The sequence below is a fragment of the Rhodococcus tukisamuensis NBRC 100609 genome (genome assembly GCF_001894985.1).
GTDB lineage: Bacteria > Actinomycetota > Actinomycetes > Mycobacteriales > Mycobacteriaceae > Rhodococcus_G > Rhodococcus_G tukisamuensis.
On record NZ_BCXG01000012.1, the window covers coordinates 24,004 to 44,323 of the forward strand.

The following is a 20,320-nucleotide window of genomic DNA, read 5'->3' on the forward strand; positions in this document are numbered from 1 at the left end:
ACACTTTTGGTGCGTCAGCGCTTCTTTGCCTTCGCGACGATCTCGACGTCTGGCACGCCGTCGGTCTTCGACCGCTTCTCTGCGCGCTTTTCCTTCAGCGACTTGCCGGATTTTTTCGTCATGGTGTTGCGAGGTGACTTGTCCGACATGGTGGTCCCTTGATTGGGAACCTGAACGGTCCCGGGCCACCGACCCTACGCGTCATTCGGGCTTCCCGTCGCCAAGTGCCCTGGCCCGACGCCCGCCGGACCGTTCAGTCCGGCGGCTCGTGGCTCTGTTCGACGACCCACGCGGCGATCTGCGCGCGCGAGGTGAACCCGAGTTTCGACAGCACGTGCTCGACGTGCCCCTGCGCGGTGCGTTGCGAGATCACCAACTGTTCGGCGATGGCCCGGTTGGTCAGGCCGCGGGCCACCAGGTCGGCGACCTCCTGCTCACGGGGGGTCAGGTCGGCGGCAGGATGGCCCGTCGCCGGCTCGGCGGGCGGCGGCTCGTCGCCGACCGCGAACGCGACGATCTCGTCGAGTGTGAGTCCGGCGCCCTGCCGCAGCGCCGTCTCGAAGGCGCGTTGGCCGAGTGCGCTGCGGGCATGCTGCTCGCACTCGTCGTGGAAGGTCCGCAACCCCGGGATGACCACGCCCGAGTTGCCCCCGGCCTGCCACAGGACCTGCGCGCCGCCGAGCATCACCGCGGCGCGCTGGAACTGGTGCATGTCGGCCGTGATCCAGGCCAGCGTCTCGACGCAGACGGCCGAGCCGAGCGGGTCGTCCACCACGCCGCTCAGTCGTAGTCCCTGCTCGAGCAGGGGTCGCGCCCGGTCCGGATCCTGTTGCCACAGAGCAAGTCCGAGTGTGCACAGCGCGTACGAGCGGTACACCGACTCCTGATGCGGCTCGGTGATCGCGAGGACTTCCTCGGCGGCCGCGGTGGCCCGCGGGGTGTCGCCGAGCAGGGCAGAGGCCATGGAGAGCCCGAGCAGGGTGGACACGTGGCGCAGCCGGTCGTCCTCGCCCCGAACCGTGTCGAGGATCCCGTCGAGGAACCGGACGGCCCGTTCCGGATCACCGGTGTAGATCGCGAGGTGCCCGGTGGCATGCGCGACAAGGGTGTCGGCCTCGGGGTCGCCGAGGGCGGCGGCGGCCTCGCGGGCCTGTTCCACCATCGCCGCCCCGGTGACGATGTCGTCCTGGTTGCCGGCCAGGACCGCGCCCGCGCACAGCGCCTCGACCCGTTCGAGCGTAGGTGCGCCGCCCTGGGCCTCGAGGGTGCGGTCGAGCCAGCGCCGGCCCTCGCCGAGCAGGCCTCGGGAGAGCCAGAACAGGTAGGCGGCGTTGGTGATTCGCAGCCCGGCCTCGGCCTCGCCGGGCTCCGCGATGCAGTACTCGAGCGCGTCCCGGAGATTGGCCTGCTCCCGGGCCAGCCGGGCGATCCACTCCGGCTGGGCCGGACCGATCCACTCGGCCTCCGCCCGGGCGGTCAGTCGGGCGTACCAGTCGCGGTGCCTGCGGCGCAGGTCGGCTTCCTCGCCGGCCTCTGCCAGCCGCTCGAGGCCGTAGTCGCGGAGGGTCTCGAGCAGTCGGTATCGCACCACCCCGTCGGGCTGCTCGCGGATGAGGATCGACTTGTCGACGAGGGACGCGACGAGGTCGAGCAGCTCGTCCGGCGTCAGGTCCCCGGCCGCGACGCCCTCCGCGCCGTCGAGTTCGAAGCCGCGGGCGAACACGGCCAGCCGACGCCACAGCCGACGCTCGGTCTCCGTGCACAGGTCGTGGCTCCAGTCGATGCACATTCGCAGCGTCTGCTGCCTGCTCGGCGCACCGCGACTGCCCGCGTTCAGCAGCCGGTACCGGTCGTTGAGCCGGTCGAGGATCTGGTCCGCCGACAGTGCCCGCAGCCGGGCGGCGGCGAGTTCGAGTGGCAGCGGCAGCCCGTCCAGTTTGTCGCAGATCCGGGCGATCGTCGTATGGTTGTCGGCGGTGAGTTCGAATCCGGACACCGCGGTGGCGGCGCGTTCGACGAACAGCGTCACCGCCTCGTACTGCGCGAGCCCCTGCACGCTGCCGGTCCGGTCCGGGTCCGGGACCGTCATCGGCGGGACGCGCAACGTCGTCTCGCCGCCGATCAGCAGCGGCTCCCGGCTGGTGGCCAGGATGCGCAGCTCGGGGCAGGTGCGCAGCAGCGCCTCCGCGAGCTTCGCGACCGCGTCGACGAGGTGCTCGCAGTTGTCGAGGACGAGAAGGACCCGGTGGTCCCCGACCAAGTCGGTGAGCAGCCGCAGCGGGGAGGGGGCCGACTGCTCCCTCAGCCCGAGGGCCGCGGCGACGGTGTCGGGCACGAGCTCCGGGTCGGTTTGTTCGCCGAGTTCGACCAGCCACACGCCGTCGTCGAACGCGCGCTGAGACTCGGCCGCGACCCGGAGGGAGAGCCGGGTCTTGCCCACTCCGCCCATCCCGGTCAGGGTCACCAGGCGCGAGAGGGCCAGGAGCCGTCTGGCCTCGGTCACCTCGCGGCGCCGGCCGACAAAACTGGTCAGGTCCAAGGGCAGGTTGCCGACCCTGCCCCGCACGGAGGGCGCCATCGATCAGTGCCTCCAGCCTCGCGCTCCCCTGTGGTCACGGTACCCCGCGGCGGGTGCCGAGCGGTGGGAACTTGTCGCCGCACCGGCCGTCGCGGAGGACAGGCCGGGGGCTGCTCGGCCCGTCGCCGGGCGGAGACGAAGGTGCCCTCCGCGCGACTGCGCGAAGGGCACCTGTCGGTGTCGCTGCGGCGGGCTACTTGCCGCGGATGGCTTCGAACACCTTGGGGTCGACCAGGGTGGAGGTGTCGCCGAGGTCGCGGCCCTCGGCCACGTCGCGCAGCAACCGGCGCATGATCTTGCCGGAGCGGGTCTTCGGCAGCTCCGGGACGATCGTGATCTGGCGCGGCTTGGCGATCGGGCTGATGTCGGTGGAGACCTGGGCCTTGAGCTCCGCGATCAGGGTCTCGCCCGTGTTCTCCACGCCCTCGCGCAGGATGACGAAGGCGACGATGCCCTGTCCGGTGGTCTCGTCGGCGGCGCCGACCACCGCGGCCTCGGCCACGCCGTGGTGGTTGACCAGTGCCGACTCCACCTCGGAGGTGGAGATGCGGTGACCGGAGACGTTCATGACGTCGTCGACGCGGCCGAGCACCCAGAGCGCGCCGTCGTCGTCGTACTTGGCGCCGTCGCCGGCGAAGTACCAGCCCTCCTGGGCGTACCGGGACCAGTAGGTGTCCTTGAACCGCTCCATGTCGCCCCAGATGCCGCGCAGCATCGACGGCCACGGCTCGTCCATGACCAGGTAGCCGTTGCCGCCGTTGCCGAGCGGCTTGGCGTCGTCGTCGACGATCTTCGCGGAGATGCCCGGCAGCGGTGCCATCGCGGATCCCGGCTTGGTCGCGGTGATGCCCGGCAGCGGGGAGATCATGATCGCGCCCGTCTCGGTCTGCCACCAGGTGTCGACGATCGGCGCCTTGTTGCCGCCGATCACCTCACGGAACCAGCGCCAGGCCTCCGGGTTGATCGGCTCGCCGACCGAGCCGAGCAGCCGGATCGAGGACAGGTCGTGGGCGTCCGGGATCGCCCGGCCCCACTTCATGAAGGTGCGCACCAGCGTCGGTGCGGTGTAGTAGATGCTGACGCCGTACTTCTCGATGATCTCGAAGTGCCGGTGCTCGGTCGGCGAGTTCGGGGTGCCCTCGTAGACCACCTGGGTGACGCCGTTGCTGAGCGGGCCGTACACGATGTAGGTGTGCCCGGTGACCCAGCCGATGTCGGCGGTGCACCAGTACACGTCGCTCCCGGCCTTGTGGTCGAAGACGTTGTGGTGGGTGTACGAGGCCTGGGTCAGGTAGCCGCCGGAGGTGTGGATGATGCCCTTCGGCTTACCGGTGGTGCCGGAGGTGTAGAGGATGAACAGCGGGTGCTCGGCGTCGAACGGCTGCGCCTCGTGCTCGGGGGAGGCCTGCTCGACCGTCTCGTGCCACCACAGGTCACGGCCCTCGGTCCACGCGACGTCGGTCCCGGTTCGGTTGACCACCAACACGTTCCGCACCGATGCGGCGCCGTCGACGGCCTCGTCGACGGCGGTCTTGAGCGGTGCCGCCTGACCGCGGCGCCACTGGCCGTCGACGGTGACGACGAGCTTGGCCTCGGCGTCGTCGATGCGCGAACGCAGCGCCGAGGCCGAGAATCCGGCGAACACCACCGAGTGCGTCAGGCCGAGCCGGGCGCAGGCCAGCATGGTGACCACGGCCTCCGGGATCATCGGCATGTAGATGGCGACGCGGTCGCCGGCGACCAGGCCCAGTTCGGTGAAAGTGTTTGCGGCGCGGCTCACCTCGGCGAGCAGGTCGTTGTAGGTCAGGTCGCGGCTGTCGCCGGGCTCGCCCTCGAAGTGGATCGCGACGCGGTCGCCGTTGCCGGCGAGGACGTGCCGGTCGACGCAGTTGTAGGCGACGTTGATCTTGCCGTCGACGAACCACTTGGCGACGGGGGCGTCGGACCAGTCGAGGACCTGCGACCACGGCTCGTGCCAGTGCAGTCGGGCGGCCTGGTCGGCCCAGAACCCGAGTCGGTCGGCGTCGGCGGCGGCCTGCAGCTCCGGGCCCGCATTGGCTGCTGCGGCGAACTCCGCGCTCGGCGGGTAGCTCTCGGTCGCCTGCTCGGCCACGTTGGCGTCGGCGGTGCTGCTGGTCATGTCGCCCGTACCCCTTTCGGTGAGTCGTCGGCGCGCATTTGCGCTGCTGTGAGCGTAGTCACATGTGACGGGGAGCGCACCGTTGCACCCGGCTGCAACCCCCGTTGCTGCGGCAACCGGTCGAATTCACACGACCGACGGTTGGCCGACGCGACGAGTGGCCGGCGCGGTGTTGTGATGGATGGATGAGGCAACGGTTGAGCGTGGTCACCCTCGGTGTGGCCGACCCGGCGACGGCGCACTCCTTCTACGTGGACGGGCTCGGCTGGAGCCCCACGCTGTACGTGCCCGGCGAGGTGCTGTTCTTGCAGATCGGGCCCGGCGTCGTGCTGTCGCTGTGGTCGCTGGCCGAGATGGCGCGCGAGGCCGGGCCGACCCTGCCCGCCGCCGGGGAGGCGGGCAGGGCGCCGATCACCCTCGGGCACAACGTGGACAGCCCGGCGGAGGTGGACGAGGTGCTGGCGGCCGCGGACCGGGCCGGTGGGACCGTGCTCGCCGCCGGGGAACGGCGCAGCTGGGGTGGGTACAGCGGGTACTTCGCCGACCCGGACGGGTACCGGTGGGAGGTGGTGCACAACCCCGGGCTGGTGGTGCACGACGACGGCCGGGTGGAGATCGGGCCGGCGCAGTGACCCGGACCCGGCTCCTCGCGCGCGGGACCCTCACTCGCGCGCGGGACCACCGCGGTGGACGGGTAGCGTTGAGCAGCGTGAACGACCCACTGCAGCCACTGGTGGACCTGCCTGGAGTGCTCGAGGCCGCCGATCGGGCGCGCGACGCTCTCGGTGCGGTGCACCGGCACAAGTCCAATCGCCGCGGCTGGCCGACGACGGCCGCCGAGGCCGCCGTCCGCGCCGCCCGCGCGTCCGCGGCCCTGGACGGCGGAAGCACCGAGCTGCCGGGCGCGGGCGAGGCGGGCGATCCCGTCCTCACCGGCGCCCTGCGGGTGGCGCAGGCCCTGGACGGCGACGCGCTGCCGATCATGGTCGGTACCTGGCAGCGTGCCCCGCTGCAGGCGTTGGCCCGGCTGCACCTGCTGGCCGCGGCCGGGCTGGTGCCGGACGAGGCGGACCTCGGCCGACCGCGCACCGCGGCCGGGGTCGGGGAGCGGCTCGACGCGCTCGCCCAGCTGATCACCGGTGGCACCAAGGCGCCGGCGCCCGTGCTCGCCGCGGTGGTGCACGGAGAGCTGTTGTCGCTGAGTCCGTTCGGGACAGCGGACGGAGTCGTGGCCCGCGCGGCGTCCCGGCTGGTGGCGGCATCCAGTGGGTTCGACCCGCACAACCTCGGCGTCCCGGAGGTCAGTTGGCTGCGTCGGCAGCAGGCATACCGCACCGGCGCCGAGGGCTTCGCGTCAGGCACCCCGGAGGGGGTCGGCAGCTGGGTGATCCTGTGCTGCGGCGCCTTCGAGGCGGGCGCCCGCGAGGCGACCTCGATCGCGGAGGCCGCCGCGGGCTGAACGTCGCCCGCCGTCGGGGGGAGTGTTGTCGAGCCCCGTCCGCGCACCCGCGGGTATCCGATTCCGGCTGGGCCGCAACGGCATCGGCCGTCGGCCTCCGTCGGGTGTGCAGGACTGTGTGCGGGGTGGCCCCGCATGTAAAAGCGGGCGGTGCTGTCGACTCTCGTCGACCTCGCCGCCCGCTAGCACGGACTACCGGGTTACCAAGCGTGCTAGGTGGGTTGTGTGTCCGGCCTCGGCGTCGGCTCGACTACCGCAAGTTCGCCTCTGCAACTCGTGCAAGGTTCTCGCTCACGTGTGATCGAGTCTCGCAGGCCCACAACGCTTCTGCCCTTGAGTGGCTTGAGCTCCGCGTGGGTGCCTGGTGTCCGTGCTGGGAATTCCTGACCGGGAGATCGACTCTTCTCTTCCGATTCGACCTTGGCCTGTCATTCATTCCGTAACTCCTTTGTACCCTGTGGCCCGGCCCACTTCAAGGGGCAAACCGACTGGAACGACCCCAGTGTCGGGGGCCTGTCGTCAGCGCCGTCGGTGCAATACCCTGTACGTCAATGCGCCCGCGAGCAGGGCTCCCAGACTCACCGCCGCGGTGGTCGCGACGGCCGTCCCGGACGGCGTCTGGATGCGGGCGCGTAGGGGCACCGGGTTGGAGAAAGTCAGGATGGGCCAACCGTTTCCGGCCGCCTCCTTGCGCAGCGCCCGGTCGGGGTTGACGGCCGTCGGGTGCCCGACCGCGCCGAGCATGGGCAGGTCCGTCGCCGAGTCCGAGTAGGCGTAGCACCGTGCCAGGTCGTAGTTGTTCGCCTCGGCCAGCTCGCGGATGGCCTGCACCTTGCCCTCGCCGTAGCAGTAGAAGTCGAGATCGCCGGTGAACTTGCCGTCCTCGACGGCCATCCTGGTGGCGCTGTAGTGGGTTGCGCCGAGGGCCCGGGCGATCGGCGCCACCACCTCCTCGCCGGACGCGGAGACCACCACCACGTCGTGGCCGCGGAGTTTGTGATCGGCGATCAGGTCCGCCGCCTCCGCGAACACGAGTGGGTCGACGATGTCGTGCAGGGTCTCTGCGACGACGGCGCGCACCTGCTCGACATCCCAGCCGGCGCACATGTTCGTCAGGTGCGCCCGCATCCGTTCCATCTGGTCGTGGTCCGCGCCGGAGAGCATGAACAGGAAGTGTGCGTAGCTGCTCTTGAGGACGGACCGTCGGTTGATCAAACCCTGGTCGAAGAAGGGCTTGCTGAATGCGAACGTGCTCGACTTGGCGATGATGGTCTTGTCCAGATCGAAGAACGCCGCCACTGTTCCGTGCTCGGATTCCCTGCTCGCCGCTGCGGTCACGGGTCCACAATAGGACTTCCGCCGGTTCCGGGCGCGGTCGCGGAGCGGCAACCTGGTCGTCCGTCCAAGTGGGGCGACTTGCCGCCGGTCGAATTTGCGATTATGCGCGGGTCCGGGTGTAGTATCGGGTTCACCTGGACTTGATCTAGGTGTGTTCAGCCCGACCCCCCGGGGCTGAACGCCGAAGACCCCCGCCTCCTCCCCCCCTGGCGGGGGTCTTCCTCTAAATTTGCAGGCCGTCGGTGCGCGTCGCCGACGGCCCTTTCTGTTTCCGAGGCCGGGTCGCTCGGGCTCCGCGGAATCTGAAATCGGTTCGCTCGTACCGGAATTCATCCCCAGGCCCCGATCTGTCCACAATCGGTCGCGGTCGTCTTCCCACGGCGGCGTCGGCCGCGCAGGCTCGACGGCATGGACACCTCCCGACTCCCGGCCGCCCGCCCCGTACTCGCGGTGACGGACGACGCAGAGCTCTCTCTCAGCATCCGACGCGCCGCCGCGGCCGCCGACCGCGAGGTCGGTGAGCACGCCGCACCCGTGCCGCGGCAGCTGTGGGACGGTGCTCCGCAGGTGCTGTTGGACACAGCCTCCGCCGCGGCCTGTGCGGGCGCCGGGCTGCCTCGGCGCCCCCACGTCGTGGTGCTGTGCGCCGGGGAACCCGCGCTGCCGCAGTGGCGGGCCGCGGCGGCTGCCGGTGCGGAGGCGGTGCTGACCCTGCCCGAGGACGAGGCGGAGCTGGTCGCACTCCTGACCCGCAGGTCGGAGCCGGTGGCGCCGGGTGGCGCGGTGATCGCGATGATGGGCGGCCGCGGGGGTGCGGGCGCCTCGGTGCTGGCGGCCGCGACCGCACTGACAGCACCACGTCGACGGCCGGACCGCCGGGCGCTGCTGGTGGACTGCGACAGCCGCGGTGGCGGTCTCGACCTGCTGCTCGGTGTCGAGCAACGCCCGGGGCTCCGGTGGTCGGGGGTGGCCGTCGAGGGTGGCCGGGTGTCGGCCTCGGCCCTGCACGACGCCCTGCCCCGGGCCGGCGACGGGGTGGCGGTGCTCTCCTGCGGGCGGGGCGCGGCGGCCGTGGCGCCGGGACCGGCGGCGCTCGCCGCGGTGATCGAGGCGGGGCGCGGCGCTGGCGAGCTGGTGGTGTGCGACGTGCCGCGCCAGCCGGACGTCACGTCCCACGGGGCCGTCGACCTCGCGGACCTGGTGGTCGTGGTGGTGCCGGCGCAGGTGCGTGCGGCCGCGGCCGCCGAGTCGCTGGCGGCCGCGCTGCGCGATGCGCACCCGAATGTCGGTGTGGTGGTTCGTGGTCCGGCGCCGGGCGGCCTGCGGGGCCGCGACATCGCCGACCTGTTGGGTCTGCCGCTGCTCGCATCGATGCGGCCGGAGCCGGGCCTGGCCACCTCGCTCGACCGCGGCGGCCTTCGGCTGGGGCGACGGTCTCCGTTGGCCGGCGCGGCGTCCGCCGTGCTCGCCGTGCTCGACGCCGCCCCGGTTCGGGCGGCGTCGTGAGCGCGCTCGTGTCGCCGGACCTGCTGGACCGGGTGCGGTCCCGGCTCGCCCGGACGTCGGTGGCGCCGAGTCCCGCGACCGTGGCGGCGGCGATCCGGGCGGAGTCCTCCGGGGTGCTGGGCGACACCGACCTGCTCGACGCGCTCCGGGTGCTGCAGACCGAACTCACCGGTGCCGGCGTCCTCGAACCGCTGCTCGGACAACAGGACATATCAGACGTTCTGGTCACGGCGCCGGACGAGGTGTGGGTGGACCGTGGGGCGGGGCTCGAGCGGTCGACGGTCACCTTTGCCGACGAGGCCGCGGTCCGCCGGCTCGCCCAACGGCTGGCGCTGGCCGCGGGACGCCGGCTCGACGACGCGCAGCCCTGGGTGGACGGGCGGCTGCCGGGGGTGGCGGGCTCGGACTTCGGGGTGCGCCTGCACGCCGTGCTCGCGCCCGTCGCGCAGGCCGGGACCTGTCTGTCCCTCCGGGTCCTGCGACCGGCGACGCAGGGGCTCGACGCGCTCTGCGCGAGCGGCACGGTGCCGCCCGACGCGCGGGAGCTGTTGCGGCGAATTGTCGCGGGACGCCTGGCCTTCCTGGTGGTGGGCGGGACCGGCGCGGGGAAGACGACGCTGCTGGCGGCCTTGCTCGGGTCGGTGCCCGCGCACGAACGAATCCTCTGCGTCGAGGACGCTGCCGAGCTGGCCCCGGCCCACCCGCACGTGGTGCGTCTGGTCGCGCGGGCGCCGAACGTCGAGGGTGTCGGCGAGGTGACGGTGCGACAGCTGGTACGGCAGGCCCTGCGGATGCGGCCGGACCGCATCGTGGTCGGTGAGGTGCGCGGGGCCGAGGTGGTGGACCTGCTCACCGCCCTCAACACCGGTCACGACGGCGGCGCCGGCACCGTGCATGCCAACTCCCCGGAGGAGGTGCCGGCCCGGCTCGAGGCGCTCGCGGCGCTCGGGGGAATGGACCGGGCGGCCCTGCACAGCCAACTCGCCGCCGCCGTCCAGGTGGTGCTGCATGTGCACCGCTCGGCCGACGGCGGGCGGCGTCTCGCCGAGATCGGGGTGCTCGAACGTGGGGAGCGGGGCGAGGTCACGGTGGTGTCCGCCTGGTCGGCGGACCGGTCGGCGGGCCCGGCGCCGGGAGCGGAGCAGCTGGCGCGACTGCTGGCCCGGCGGGGGACGGCATGAGCGCGGCGCTGCTGGCCACCGCTGCCGCGCTGTTGCTGCTGCCGGCCAGGGCTGCCGCGGCCCGGTTGCGGCCACCGGGACCACGGCGACGGATCGTCGGGCGGGCCGGGTCGATCCGGATCGCGGGCCTCGGACTCGTCGCCGCGGCGACGCTGGTCGGGCCCGGCGCGGGGATCGCGGCCGCCATCGCGGCAGGCACCGTCGCCTGGCGCTATCGGGACCGTCGCCGGGCCCGGGAACGCGACGTCGAACTGCGTGCCCTCCTCGCCGGCCTGGATGTCACGGTAGGAGAGCTGCGGGTGGGTGCACACCCGGCGACCGCCTGTCGGGCGGCCGCCGAGGAGACGAAAGGCGCTGCGGCGGAGGCATTCCGATCCGCCTCGGCCACCGCACGGCTCGGCGGCAGCGCGGCGCACGGGCTGCGCGCGTCCGGCAGCGTGATCGAGGCGGACCTCGACCGGATGGCCGCCGCGTGGCGGGTCGCCGACCGTCATGGCATCGCGTTGGCCGAGTTGCTCGAGGCGGTCCGCTCGGACCTGTTGGGGCGCATCAGGTTCCGCGCTCGGGTGGAGTCGGGGCTAGCGGGTGCCCGGGCGACGGCGACGGTGCTGGCCGGGTTGCCGGTCCTGGGCCTGGCGCTTGGGCAGCTGATGGGCGCGGCCCCGGTGCGGGTGCTGCTGTCCGGCGGACTGGGGGCGGTGCTGCTGGTGCTCGGGACCGCGTTCGTGTGTGCGGGCCTGCTGTGGACCGACCGGATCACCGGGCGGGTGCTCGGATGAGCGCCCTGGCCGCGGGGGTGTTCGCGCTCGCGCTGGTCGCGGTGCCCGGCGCGGGCGCCGCGGCGGACCGACTCCGGCCCGCCCGGCAGGTCGGCGGGGACGGCGCCGCCCGGGCGGTCGCCCCGGCGCGCGGCGCCGACCCGATGAGCGGCGCTGCCGGGTACGACCTGCTGGCCGCGTGCCTGCGGTCTGGACTGCCCGTCGGCACAGCCGCGGCGGCGGTGGCGCCCACCAGCCCGGAACCGCTCGGCGGCGCGCTCGACTCGGCGGCGAGCCTGCTGGCGCTGGGCGCCGACCCCGAGGTCGCCTGGGCCAGGGCCGCCGCGGACCCGGACACCGAGGTGCTGGCCCGGATCGCCCGGCGGTCCGCCCGCTCGGGCGCGTCCCTCGCCGCGGCCGTGGCGGAACTCGCGGCCGAGCGGCGGGTGGCCGTCGAGGACCGCGGGGTGGCGGCCGCGGAACGGGCCGGCGTGCTGGTCAGCGGTCCGCTCGGGCTGTGCTTCCTGCCCGCCTTCCTGTGCCTGGGCATCGTTCCCGTGGTCGTCGGACTGGCGTCGCGGGTAGTGGGCGAGGGGCTGTTGTGAAGGCGGGTCGGAAACTCCGTCGCGGAGACGCCGTGACGGTCACGGAGAAGGGGGAAGTCATTGTTGACCAAGGGGATTCGAGAACTTCGCACGCGTCTGTTGCTGGCCGCGGCGGCCGAGGAGGGGATGTCGACCGCGGAGTACGCGATCGGCACGATCGCCGCGGCAGCCTTCGGCGCGGTGCTGTACGCGGTCGTCACCGGCGACTCGATCGTGACGGCGCTGACCGGCATCATCGACAAGGCGCTCAACACCGCGGTCTGAGGTGGGCCGGCGAGAACGGCGCCGGGGGAAGGGGAGAGCGGGGTGCGGTGACGGTGGAGGCGGCCCTGGCGCTCGCCTCGATCACCGTGGTGGTGGTCCTGTGCCTCGGCGCGATCCTGGCGGTGTCGGCACACGTGCGGTGTGTCGACGCCGCGCGGGAGTCCGCACGGCTGGTGGCGCGCGGCGACCGGGACGAGGCCGTCCCGGCGGCGTTACGGATGGCGCCGCGGGGCGCGCGGGTGGAACTGCGCGAGGAGAGCGGGTACGTGACGGCGACGGTCACCACGACCGTCGCGCTGCTGCCCCTGGTGCGCATCTCCGCGGATGCCGTGGCCGCGCTGGAGGAACTGGCCTCGGCGGATACGGATACCGGACCGGGGCGCGAGCCGGGCGGCGGCCGGTGACCGGCGGTCGGCGGTCGGTCGCGTCGGGCGAGCGAGGTGCGGCGACCGTCGTCGCCTGCCTGGCGATGCTGGCACTGGTCTCGGTGGCCGTCCTGGTGGTGAGCCTGGGCTCGGCGGTGTCGGCGCGGCACCGCGCCCAGTCCGCGGCGGACCTCGCCGCACTCGCGACCGCGGCGGCGCTGGGGCGGGGACAGCGGGCGGCCTGCGCGGCGGCGGACGACATCGCGGGCCGCATGCACGCGCGCGTCCGCGAGTGCCGGACCGAGGGCTGGGACGCGGTGGTGACGGTCGCGGTGACGGCGCCGCTGGTTGCCGTGGGACCGGGCGAGGCGGTGGCCGCCGCGCGGGCGGGTCCGATGGACTGACGCGCGGCCTGGGGCGCGCGATCGGGCGGTGCCACTGCCCGCGCGTCGAGCGTCCGACGGGCAACACGGGCCGATCACCGTTACCGCCGGGTACGGGCAATGGCAGGATTCGCAGCGTGACGACCACGGACCGACCCGCGACGCGCCTGCGTTCCTGGCTGCTCGCGGACATCACCGAGGAGCCGGCAGGGCACCAGGGTCCGTTCCGGTCGCCGCCGAAGGAAGAGCACAAGCACCCCTGGTGGAAGGTGATGTGCCTGACCGGAGTCGACTACTTCTCCACCCTCGGTTACCAGCCGGGTATCGCGGCGTTGGCGGCCGGCGTGCTGTCCCCGCTGGCGACGCTGGTCCTGGTGGCGTTGACGTTGCTGGGGGCGCTGCCGGTGTACCGCCGCGTCGCGGCGGAGAGTCCCCGCGGCGCGGGCTCCATCGCGATGCTGGCCCGGTTGCTGCCGCGCTGGGGCGGGAAGATCTTCGTCCTGGTGCTGCTCGGGTTCGCCGCGACCGACTTCATCATCACCATGACCCTGTCCGCGGCCGACGGCGCCGCACACCTGGTGGAGAACCCGTTTGCTCCCGAGGCCCTGCAGGGCCGGAACCTGCTGGTCACGCTCGTGCTGCTGGGCCTGCTCGCGGCCGTGTTCCTCAAGGGCTTCGCCGAGGCGATCGGGATCGCGGTGGCGCTGGTCGGGGTGTACCTGGCGCTGAACCTGGTGGTCATGGTCGCCGGGCTGTGGCACGTGGCGACCGCACCGTCGCTGGTCACGGACTGGACGTCGGCGATGACCACCCAGCACGGCAGCCCGTGGATGATGATCGCGATCTCGCTGCTGGTCTTCCCGAAGCTGGCGTTGGGCCTGTCCGGGTTCGAGACCGGCGTCGCGGTGATGCCGCAGATCAACGGGGATCCCTCCGACACCGACTCGGCGCCGCGCGGCCGCATCCGGGGTGCCCGTCACCTGCTGACCACCTCGGCCCTGATCATGAGTGCCTTCCTCGTCGTCAGCAGTTTCATCACCACGGTGCTGATCCCCGCGAACGAGTTCGAGGCCGGCGGTGCGGCGAACGGTCGTGCCCTTGCCTACCTGGCCCACGAGTACCTCGGCAACGTGTTCGGCACGGTCTACGACGTCAGCACCATCGCGATCCTGTGGTTCGCCGGGGCCTCCGCAATGGCGGGGCTGCTGAACCTCGTCCCCCGGTACCTGCCCCGGTTCGGGATGGCGCCGGACTGGGCCCGGGCGGTGCGGCCCCTGGTGCTGGTGTTCGCGGCCGTCGCATTCGGCATCACCTGGTACTTCGATGCCAGCGTCGACGCGCAGGGTGCCGCCTACGCCACCGGCGTACTGGTGCTGATCACCTCCGCCGCGGTGGCCGTCACCATCTCGGCGCATCGCCGGGGCCAGCGCCGTAAGTCGGTCGGCTTCGGTGTCGTCGCGGCGATCTTCCTCTACACCACCGTGGCGAACGTCTTCGAACGTCCCGAGGGCGTGCAGGTCGCGACGTTGTTCATCCTGGCGATCCTGTTGGTGTCCTTCGCGTCCAGGTTCCAGCGTGCCTTCGAGCTGCGGGCGGAGTCGGTCAGCTACGACGCCACCGCATGGCAATTCGTCGAGGAGGCGGCCCGGGGCACAATCCACATCGTCGCCCACGACGCGCGGGAGCGGGACTCCGCGGAGTACCGGCGCAAGGCCGCGGAACAGCGCAGGGAGAGCCACCTGCCAGAGGACCAGCCGATTCTCTTCCTGGAGGTGAACGTCCGGGACTCCTCGGAGTTCGCCACCAAGCTGCGGGTGCACGGCCGGCAACGGGACGAGCACCGGATCCTGTGGGTCAACAGTGCGGTCATCCCGAACTCGATCGCGGCGATCCTGCTCGACATCCGGGACCGGACGGGTTCGGTTCCGCACGTGTACTTCGAATGGACGGAGGGCGATCCGATCGCCAACCTGTTGCGATTCCTGTTCATCGGGCAGGGGGAGGAGGCGCCGGTGACCCGCGAGGTGCTCCGACGGGCCGAACCCGACCCGTCCCGTCGACCGCACGTCCACGTGGGGTGATGTAAGACCATGCGCGTTGACGGACAAGACATCCCGGTGCACGGCAGCCTGCTGCAGCCGCTGCGCCGGCGAACCAACGACCAGGTACGAGTGGTCGTCGCGGCGGTCTGCGTGATCGCCGTGGTGGTGGTCTCGCTGGTCACCCGCGGCCGGTGGGAGTCGGTCGAGTCGTCGGTCTCCGACCTCATCGGGGTGGCGTCCCCGGACCTGTCCAACCGGTTCTACTCGTTCTACGGTGCGGCGATCGTGGCGCTGCCGTTCGCCATCCTGGTGGGGATCGTGGTGGGTCGACGCTGGAAGCTGCTGGCCGGTTACGCCGCCGCCGCCCTGATCGCGGGGGTGGCGCTGTCCTTCACCGGGGACGGGGTCGCGGCGCCGAAGTGGCACCTGGACCTCAGTGCCCACCTGGACACCTTCCTCTCGCAGTTCCTCGACGACTCGAGGTGGATCGCGATGCTGGCCGCGGTGCTCACCGTGTGCGGGCCGTGGCTGCCGGTGCGGTGGCGCCGGCTGTGGTGGATCCTGCTCCTGGGCTTCGTGCCCATGCACCTCTTCGTCAGCGCCGTCGTCCCGGCCCGGGCGATGCTGGGGCTGACGGTCGGGTGGTTCGTCGGCGCCCTGGTGGTGCTGTTCGTCGGCACCCCGGCGCTCGAGGTCCCGGTGGATGCGGCCGTACGGGTGCTCGGCCGCCGCGGCCTGAAGGTGCGGGAGATGTCCGTGCTCAGCCCGGCAGGGCCCGGGCCGCTGGTGCTCTCGGCGTGGTGCCGCGTCGAGCAGTCCGGCGAGCGCGACGCCGGCGGCCCGGACCTGTTCGGTACCGCCGGCCGCCTCCCGGGCCGGACGGCGGTGGCCACCGACACCCCGGAGCAGGTGGTGGTGGTCGAGCTGTACGGCCAGCACCAGCGCAGCGAGGGCCTGGTCAGGCAGGTGGGACGCTGGCTCACCTTCCGCAGCTCCGAGACGCCGGCACCGTTTGCGTCACTGCGCCGTTCGGTCGAGCACCGGGCCCTGATGGCGACCGCCGCCGGGGCGCTCGGGGTGTCCTCCAGCGCGCCGACAGCGGTGGCGGCGCTGGACCGCGGCTGGATGCTCTACGCCCACACAGAGCCGTACGGGACGGTGGTCGACGGCCACGACCCCGGCGGCCTCGACGTGGTGTGGGAGGGGCTGCACCGGCTGCACAGCAGCCAGATCTCGCACGGCGACCTGCGTCCGGAGAACATCCGGACCGAGGCGGGCGGCGCACTGTTCGACGGCTTCTCGCGGTCCGAGGTCGGGGCGTCCGACTCGGCGATCCTCTCCGACGTCGCGCAACTGCTGCTCGTGACCGTCGGCCTGTTCGGGGTGGGGCCGGCGGTACGGGCGGCCATCGCGTCGGTCGGCGCCCCGAAGGTGATCGCGGCGTCCGGCCGGCTCACCCGCTCGGCGATGCCGAGCCGGATCCGTGGCGCGGTGCCCGACGCGAAGGAGCTGATGGCGGCGACCCGGCTGGAGGTCCGCACGCAGACCAATTCCGGCGAGATCAGGGCCGAACAGGTCACCCGCTTCACCCGCAACCAGCTGATCCAGTTGGTGCTGCTGATCGGCCTCGTCTACGTCGCCTACCCGTTCGTCAGCCAGGTGCCGACCTTCATCACCGAACTGCAGTCGGCGAACTGGTGGTGGGCGCTGCTGGGCCTGGTGGTCTCGGGGCTGACGTATGTCGGGGCGGCCGCGGCGCTGTGGGCGTGCGCCAGCGAGACCGTCAGCTTCCGGCACCTGACGATCATGCAGTTCGCCAACACCTTTGCCGCCACCACCACCCCGGCGGGTGTCGGCGGGCTAGCGCTGAGCGCGCGGTTCCTCCAGCACAACGGCCTCGGCGGGGTGCGGGCGACCGCGGCGGTCGCGTTGCAGCAGACCGTGCAGGTGGTCACCCACCTGGTGCTGCTGGTCGTCTTCAGCATCGCCGCCGGACGCAACGCCGACCTGTCGCACTTCATCCCGAAGGGGACGGTGCTGTACCTGATCGCCGGCCTGCTGCTCGGGGTCGTCGGAACGTTCATGGTGGTGCCGAAGCTGCGCCGCTGGCTCCGCGAGGACCTGCGTCCGCAGGTCGCGGACCTGACGGTCGAACTCCTTGACCTGGCCCGCGACCCATGGCGGTTCCTGCTCATCGTCGCCGGCTGCGCGGGCACCACTCTCGGTGCGGCGCTGGCACTGTGGGCGAGCGTCGAGGCCTTCGGCGGCGGCGCCACGTTCATCACCGTCACCATCGTCACCATGATCGGCGGCACCCTGGCGTCCGCGGCGCCGACCCCGGGCGGCGTCGGCGCCGTCGAGGCCGCGCTGATCGGTGGCCTGGCCGCGTTCGGTGTACCGGCCAGTGTCGCGGTGCCGTCGGTCCTGCTCTACCGCGTGCTCACCTGCTGGCTGCCGGTGTTCGCCGGCTGGCCGATCCTGCACTGGCTGCAGCGCAACGACCTGATCTGACCCGCTGCGGCCGCTCCCCAATGTCACATCGGGTATCCCGGGGACCCCCAATGTGACATTGGGGACCAGCGGGGCGGGTCAGCAGATCGAGTCGAGCACCGCGGACAGCAGCCGGACGGCGCCGTCCTTGTCGAGCGGGTTGTTCCCGTTGCCGCACTTGGGCGACTGCACACACGACGGGCAGCCGGCGGCGCACTCGCACGAGGCGATGGCGTCGCGGGTGGCGCGCAGCCACGGCGTCAGCTCGGCGTGACCGCGGTCGGCGAACCCGGCCCCACCCTGGTGTCCGTCGTAGACGAACACCGTCGGCAGCCCGGTGTCCGCGTGCAGCGCCGTCGAGACCCCGCCGATGTCGCCGCGGTCGCAGGTCGCCACCAGCGGCAGCAGGCCGATGGCGGCGTGCTCGGCGGCGTGCAGCGCCCCCGGGAACCGGTCCGCCGGGATCCCCGCGCGTTCCATCAGTTCCGGTGTCACCGTGTACATCACGGCCCGGGTGTGCAGTCGCTGCGGCGGCATGTCCAACTCCACGGCGTCGAGGACCTCCCCGGACGGCAGCCGGCGCAGGTACCCGACCACCTGGTGGGTCACCTCCACCTCGGTGAGCGCGACCGTGACCGGGCCGTGCTCGCTGCTGTCGAGCACGGCGGTGACCACGATGTCGGTGTTCTCTCGTGCGCTGGTGCTCCATTCGGGGGTCTCGGCGTGCACCAACGCCAACCCGTTCTCGAGGTCGAGGCTGTCCACCACGAACGACTCGCCCTGGTGCAGGTGCACCGCGCCGGGGTGCGCGGTCGCGGGGGCGCGGCCCCCGTCCACGGTGCCCAGCATCCGGCCGGACTGTGCGTCGACGATCGCCACCTGCAGGCCGATTCCACCCCGGATGTCCACGGACGCATGGGGGTTGGAGTCGGCGGTGACGAACCAGCCGTGCGCCCGGCGCCGGATCAGTCCCTGCGCGGCGAGGTCGGTGAGCACCTCCAGCGCACCCAGTTCCGCGACCTCGGCATCGCCGAGGGGCAGCTCCAGCGCGGCGCAGAGCAGCTGCGGGCCGAGGACGTACGGGTTGGACGGGTCGGTGACGGTGGCCTCGACCGGCTTGTCGAGCAGGGCGGCGGGATGGTGCACCAGGTAGGTGTCGAGCGGGTCGTCACGGGCCACCAGCACCACCAGCGAGCCCTGGCCGCGGCGGCCGGACCGTCCGGCCTGCTGCCAGAACGACGCCACCGTGCCGGGGAACCCGGCCACCACCACGGCGTCGAGTCCGGCGATGTCCACCCCGAGTTCGAGCGCGTTGGTGGTGGCCGCGCCGAGCAGGGTGCCGTCGGCCAGCGCCGCCTCGAGTTCGCGGCGGTCCTCGGCCAGGTAGCCGGCCCGGTATGCGGCCACCCGCTCGGCGAGCTCCGGGTCTACCTGCGCCAGCAGCGCTCTGGTGTTCATCGCGGTCAGTTCGGCGCCGCGCCGGGAACGGACGAAGGTGAGGGTGCGGGCCCCCTCGATCATCAGGTCCGCCATGATCCGGGCGGCCTCGGTGCCCGCCGCACGCCGCACCGGCGCGCCGTTCTCGCCGGTCACCTCCGCGAGCAGCGGGGGCTCCCACAGGGCGACGGTCCGCGGCCCGTGCGGCGACCCGTCCGTGACGACCTGCTCGCAGGGGGCGCCGATCAGCCGGGCTGCGGCGGACCCGGGGTCGGCGGTGGTGGCGCTGGCCAGGATGAACACCGGGTCGGCGGCGTAGCGGCGGCAGATACGCCGAAGCCGGCGCAGCACCAGTGCCACGTTGGAGCCGAAAACTCCACGGTAGGAGTGACATTCGTCGACCACCACGTAGCGGAGGTTCCGGAAGAAGTGGGCCCAGCGCTGGTGCGCGCGCAGCATCCCGATGTGCAGCATGTCCGGGTTGGTGAACACCCAGCGGGAGTTGGCGCGCACCCACTGCCGGACCTCGGCGGGGGTGTCCCCGTCGAAGGCGTTGGGGTAGATGTCTGCCAGTGACTCCGCGGCGTCGCACAGTCCGGATGCGGACCGGATCTGGTCCGCACCAAGCGCTTTGGTGGGGGAGAGGTAGAGGGCGGTGGCGCGCGGATCCGCGGCGAGGGCGGTGAGGATCGGCAGCTGGTAGGCCAGCGACTTGCCCGACGCGGTCCCGGTGGCCACGACCACGTGCGAGCCGGCCGCGGCGCGCGACGCGGCGTCGGCCTGGTGGGTCCACGGCAGCTCGATTCCGCTCGCGCGCAGCGCGCCGACCACGTCCGGGTCCGCCCACGACGGCCACTGCGCGTACTGGGAGTCGCGGGCGGGCAGGTCGGCGACGTGGGTCAGCGGGTGCTCCCCGCCGGGGGTGCCGGCGAGCACTCGGTCGAGCAGCGTGCGCCCGAAGTTGCCCGCTGCGGGGACCGGTGAGCTCACTGGGTACTCCGAGTTCGTTCGTCGACGCGGCCACACCTGTACGGACCTGGGGTTTTTTATGCTACTGGTGCGGCGGAAGCGCATTCGCGCGAGGTGGACGGAAACTGTCGGCCGCGTAGTTTGTCCGCCGTTACCAGTTAGTAGTCAAAATCAAGATCATTTCTTTATGTGATTTAGGCTGTCGCACTCGCGAGAAGCGTGGTTGACTGTCGATCGGTCGCAGCTTCTGTGTTCGTGTACGCGCTCGCAGGATCGATGTTGCGAGCGCCGTCTCGATGCTTTTCCTCGGGGGGATATCAGCCTGCGGAAGTCACCGGTACTGCGGTCGGAACCGGCCCGGCAGGCAGTGAGCGCCGTCTGCCGCATCCGGTGTTAGAAAGAGAAGGAATAGCATGGCACAGGGCACTGTGAAGTGGTTCAACGCGGAAAAGGGCTTCGGCTTCATCGCCCCCGAGGACGGCTCCGCTGACGTCTTCGTCCACTACTCCGAGATCCAGGGCAGCGGCTTCCGCACCCTCGAGGAGAACCAGCGCGTGGAGTTCGAGGTCGGCCAGGGCACCAAGGGTCCCCAGGCGACCGGCGTTCGCGCGGTCTGATTCGTCAGTACCTCAACACGGATCGAACTCGTCCCCCGTCGCCGGAAGGCGGCGGGGGACGAGTCCTTTCCGGGGGCAATCCAGGGCAACGCTTCGGCCAATCCCGCATCTCTTTGACCAATCCGAAAACGTCTGACCATTTTCGTTGCGGCAAAGGGGAATTAGCTTCGATGTCAGGACTACTGTCT

General features: G+C 72.1%; 17 protein-coding genes. 12 read left to right on the forward strand and 5 right to left on the reverse strand.

What is annotated here, in order from left to right; genetic code table 11:
• Window positions 1-14 precede the first annotated feature (14 nt).
• The 3 genes from RT2_RS26450 to acs all read right to left on the reverse strand — a co-directional run bounded on the left by RT2_RS26450 (window position 15) and on the right by acs (window position 4,718).
• Window positions 15-149, reverse strand: coding sequence for a hypothetical protein (locus RT2_RS26450; protein ID WP_255312539.1), 135 nt, complete (start codon window positions 147-149; stop codon window positions 15-17).
• 104 nt (window positions 150-253) lie between these two features.
• Window positions 254-2,578 (reverse strand): ATP-binding protein, encoded by a 2,325-nt coding sequence (locus RT2_RS14240; RefSeq protein WP_072845448.1) that lies wholly within the window; start codon window positions 2,576-2,578, stop codon window positions 254-256.
• Between the two features lie 193 nt (window positions 2,579-2,771).
• Window positions 2,772-4,718: an acetate--CoA ligase gene (gene acs / locus RT2_RS14245; protein ID WP_072845449.1), complete on the reverse strand. Its 1,947-nt coding sequence runs from the start codon at window positions 4,716-4,718 to the stop codon at window positions 2,772-2,774.
• 185 nt (window positions 4,719-4,903) lie between these two features.
• On the opposite strand from acs, the gene RT2_RS14250 reads away from it, so the two are divergent.
• Complete coding sequence (locus tag RT2_RS14250) at window positions 4,904-5,350, forward strand: VOC family protein (protein WP_072845450.1); 447 nt, start codon at window positions 4,904-4,906, stop codon at window positions 5,348-5,350.
• Between the two features lie 77 nt (window positions 5,351-5,427).
• A complete protein-coding gene (locus tag RT2_RS14255; RefSeq protein ID WP_072845451.1) occupies window positions 5,428-6,177 on the forward strand; it encodes a Fic family protein in 750 nt (249 codons plus the stop codon).
• A gap of 519 nt (window positions 6,178-6,696) precedes the next feature.
• Here RT2_RS14255 and RT2_RS14260 read toward each other — a convergent pair.
• Window positions 6,697-7,515: an HAD-IB family hydrolase gene (locus RT2_RS14260; RefSeq protein ID WP_072845452.1), complete on the reverse strand. Its 819-nt coding sequence runs from the start codon at window positions 7,513-7,515 to the stop codon at window positions 6,697-6,699.
• 408 nt (window positions 7,516-7,923) lie between these two features.
• On the opposite strand from RT2_RS14260, the gene ssd reads away from it, so the two are divergent.
• The 9 genes from ssd to RT2_RS14305 all read left to right on the forward strand — a co-directional run bounded on the left by ssd (window position 7,924) and on the right by RT2_RS14305 (window position 17,130).
• Entirely contained in the window at window positions 7,924-9,021 is a 1,098-nt protein-coding gene (gene ssd / locus RT2_RS14265; protein WP_072845453.1) for a septum site-determining protein Ssd, read from the forward strand.
• Window positions 9,018-10,202: a TadA family conjugal transfer-associated ATPase gene (locus RT2_RS14270; RefSeq protein ID WP_072845454.1), complete on the forward strand. Its 1,185-nt coding sequence runs from the start codon at window positions 9,018-9,020 to the stop codon at window positions 10,200-10,202. Before ssd ends, RT2_RS14270 begins: the two co-directional genes overlap by 4 nt.
• Window positions 10,199-10,981, forward strand: a complete 783-nt coding sequence (locus RT2_RS14275) for a type II secretion system F family protein (protein WP_072845455.1) — start codon at window positions 10,199-10,201, stop codon at window positions 10,979-10,981. The genes RT2_RS14270 and RT2_RS14275 overlap by 4 nt, the downstream gene beginning before the upstream one ends.
• The gene (locus RT2_RS14280; RefSeq protein WP_072845456.1) at window positions 10,978-11,565 is read left to right on the forward strand and encodes a type II secretion system F family protein; all 588 of its coding nucleotides are present in this window, start codon (window positions 10,978-10,980) and stop codon (window positions 11,563-11,565) included. The genes RT2_RS14275 and RT2_RS14280 overlap by 4 nt, the downstream gene beginning before the upstream one ends.
• Window positions 11,566-11,625: 60 nt before the next feature.
• Window positions 11,626-11,829, forward strand: a complete 204-nt coding sequence (locus tag RT2_RS14285) for a DUF4244 domain-containing protein (protein ID WP_072845457.1) — start codon at window positions 11,626-11,628, stop codon at window positions 11,827-11,829.
• A gap of 47 nt (window positions 11,830-11,876) precedes the next feature.
• Window positions 11,877-12,233 (forward strand): TadE family type IV pilus minor pilin, encoded by a 357-nt coding sequence (locus RT2_RS14290; protein ID WP_245709109.1) that lies wholly within the window; start codon window positions 11,877-11,879, stop codon window positions 12,231-12,233.
• The gene (locus RT2_RS14295) at window positions 12,230-12,598 is read left to right on the forward strand and encodes an Rv3654c family TadE-like protein (protein WP_072845458.1); all 369 of its coding nucleotides are present in this window, start codon (window positions 12,230-12,232) and stop codon (window positions 12,596-12,598) included. The genes RT2_RS14290 and RT2_RS14295 overlap by 4 nt, the downstream gene beginning before the upstream one ends.
• A 251-nt stretch (window positions 12,599-12,849) precedes the next feature.
• On the forward strand, window positions 12,850-14,658 hold the full coding sequence (locus RT2_RS14300) for an APC family permease (RefSeq protein WP_245709135.1): 1,809 nt from the start codon (window positions 12,850-12,852) through the stop codon (window positions 14,656-14,658).
• 9 nt (window positions 14,659-14,667) lie between these two features.
• Window positions 14,668-17,130 carry a lysylphosphatidylglycerol synthase transmembrane domain-containing protein gene (locus RT2_RS14305; protein ID WP_072845460.1) on the forward strand — a complete coding sequence of 821 codons (2,463 nt, stop codon included), beginning with the start codon at window positions 14,668-14,670 and terminating at the stop codon, window positions 17,128-17,130.
• Between the two features lie 78 nt (window positions 17,131-17,208).
• On the opposite strand, the gene RT2_RS14310 is transcribed toward RT2_RS14305, so the two are convergent.
• Window positions 17,209-19,620: a DEAD/DEAH box helicase gene (locus tag RT2_RS14310; protein WP_083577380.1), complete on the reverse strand. Its 2,412-nt coding sequence runs from the start codon at window positions 19,618-19,620 to the stop codon at window positions 17,209-17,211.
• A gap of 308 nt (window positions 19,621-19,928) precedes the next feature.
• On the opposite strand from RT2_RS14310, the gene RT2_RS14315 reads away from it, so the two are divergent.
• Window positions 19,929-20,132, forward strand: a complete 204-nt coding sequence (locus RT2_RS14315; RefSeq protein WP_005248460.1) for a cold-shock protein — start codon at window positions 19,929-19,931, stop codon at window positions 20,130-20,132.
• Window positions 20,133-20,320 lie beyond the last annotated feature (188 nt).

Excerpts from the sequence above, each read along its gene's own strand:
- RT2_RS14315 (WP_005248460.1), top strand. The coding sequence starts at position 19,929 with ATGGCACAGGGCACTGTGAAGTGGTTCAACGCGGAAAAGGGCTTCGGC.
- RT2_RS14250 (WP_072845450.1), top strand. The coding sequence starts at position 4,904 with ATGAGGCAACGGTTGAGCGTGGTCACCCTCGGTGTGGCCGACCCGGCG.
- RT2_RS14240 (WP_072845448.1), bottom strand. The coding sequence starts at position 2,578 with ATGGCGCCCTCCGTGCGGGGCAGGGTCGGCAACCTGCCCTTGGACCTG.
- RT2_RS14300 (WP_245709135.1), top strand. The coding sequence starts at position 12,850 with ATGTGCCTGACCGGAGTCGACTACTTCTCCACCCTCGGTTACCAGCCG.
- RT2_RS14275 (WP_072845455.1), top strand. The coding sequence starts at position 10,199 with ATGAGCGCGGCGCTGCTGGCCACCGCTGCCGCGCTGTTGCTGCTGCCG.
- RT2_RS14305 (WP_072845460.1), top strand. The coding sequence starts at position 14,668 with ATGCGCGTTGACGGACAAGACATCCCGGTGCACGGCAGCCTGCTGCAG.
- RT2_RS14310 (WP_083577380.1), bottom strand. The coding sequence starts at position 19,620 with ATGCGCTTCCGCCGCACCAGTAGCATAAAAAACCCCAGGTCCGTACAG.
- RT2_RS14280 (WP_072845456.1), top strand. The coding sequence starts at position 10,978 with ATGAGCGCCCTGGCCGCGGGGGTGTTCGCGCTCGCGCTGGTCGCGGTG.
- acs (WP_072845449.1), bottom strand. The coding sequence starts at position 4,718 with ATGACCAGCAGCACCGCCGACGCCAACGTGGCCGAGCAGGCGACCGAG.
- RT2_RS26450 (WP_255312539.1), bottom strand. The coding sequence starts at position 149 with ATGTCGGACAAGTCACCTCGCAACACCATGACGAAAAAATCCGGCAAG.
- ssd (WP_072845453.1), top strand. The coding sequence starts at position 7,924 with ATGGACACCTCCCGACTCCCGGCCGCCCGCCCCGTACTCGCGGTGACG.